Source organism: Brevibacillus sp. NRRL NRS-603 (assembly GCF_003013445.1).
GTDB classification, from domain to species: domain Bacteria; phylum Bacillota; class Bacilli; order Brevibacillales; family Brevibacillaceae; genus Brevibacillus; species Brevibacillus formosus.
Genome location: NZ_PXZN01000113.1, coordinates 1 through 1,251, shown reverse-complemented (window position 1 = coordinate 1,251; position 1,251 = coordinate 1). Strand labels below are relative to the sequence as shown.

Annotated in this window: 2 protein-coding genes; both read right to left on the bottom strand. The window is 50.0% G+C overall.

The annotated features are described in order from the left end of the window. The coding region (locus C7R94_RS28755; RefSeq protein WP_146142848.1) for an ATP-binding cassette domain-containing protein at nt 1-560 on the bottom strand (560 nt) is incomplete at its 3' end. A 348-nt stretch (nt 561-908) separates the two neighbouring features. Next, a partial coding sequence (locus C7R94_RS28750) for a TOBE-like domain-containing protein (protein WP_199197979.1) occupies nt 909-1,251 on the bottom strand: 343 nt, incomplete at its 5' end.

Sequence of the window (1,251 nt, the reverse complement as noted above, 5' to 3'; positions counted from 1 at the left end):
TCCAAGTGGTTCGTCGGCTCATCCAAGAGCAGGATGTGTGGATTACCGAACAGCGCTTGCGCCAACAGAACGCGTACCTTCTCCGTACCAGAGAGGTCCTTCATCTGCTTGTCGTGCAGGTCTGTCGGGATACCGAGGCCAATCAGCAAGCTAGCTGCATCTGCTTCGGCCATCCAGCCGTTCAACTCTTCGAATTCTCCCTCGAGCTGGGACGCGCGATTGCCGTCTTCCTCAGAGAAATCTTCTTTCATGTAAAGAGCGGTCTTCTCTTCCATGATCTCGAACAGGCGCTTGTGGCCCATAATTACTGTTTTTAACACTTCGTACTCGTCGAATTCAAAGTGGTTCTGCTTTAATACAGCGATACGCTCGCCCGGTGTCACCGAAACGTGACCGCTCGTCGGCTCGATCTCTCCGGAGAGGATCTTCACGAAGGTAGACTTCCCTGCACCGTTCGCACCGATGAGGCCGTAACAGTTACCTGGGGTAAACTTAATGGATACATCTTCAAACAGTGCGCGCTTGCCGTAGCGCAGCGTCACGTTCTGAGTGCTTATCATCGTCGCAATACCTGCCTTTTTTGAATCGTTCAAACACTTATCTTACCAGAGATGACCTCATTTTGCAAAAGATAAACGATTTGGCCCACAGCAAAAAATACTTGATTTATGAAATGGGCTTTGGCAGGGAAAACTACCATGGCAATCCAGTGGGAAGGAGGCTTACGATATGTCCAAGCAAAATGGTGTGAAAAATGAAATGGGAAAGAAAGAAAACCCTTCGCAAACACGGTCTTCCAACACACTTAGCAAGGAACAGACACGTTCCAAGCAACGCGGCGAGTAGCGAGTCCTCCATCAAAAACCGGCCTGCGCAAATGCAGACCGGTCTTTTTGCAATGTATCGACTTAAACACTTGCCTGCAACGGAACGAGGGCAGTGCGATGTGTCTGTACAGGCTGTGAATCCACATAGATCGATACATTGTGCAACGTTACGTACACAATGCTCTCCTCTTCTACGTTCAACTCCATAAAGCGCTGCCTGCTCATCTCTGCCTCAAATACCTCATCCGTGTCCAATCGCTTCAGGTCTAGGCGAACAATTGGCCCCAAGAGCGAAATATGGTTAATCTCAGCCTGAACAGATCGGGCAGACTTCCCCTCAGGCGGTCGCAGCGATATCTCTACATCATGTGGACGCATGTATCCGACAGCGGGTGCTTCCACCGCTTTATCCTTCCAATCTGTC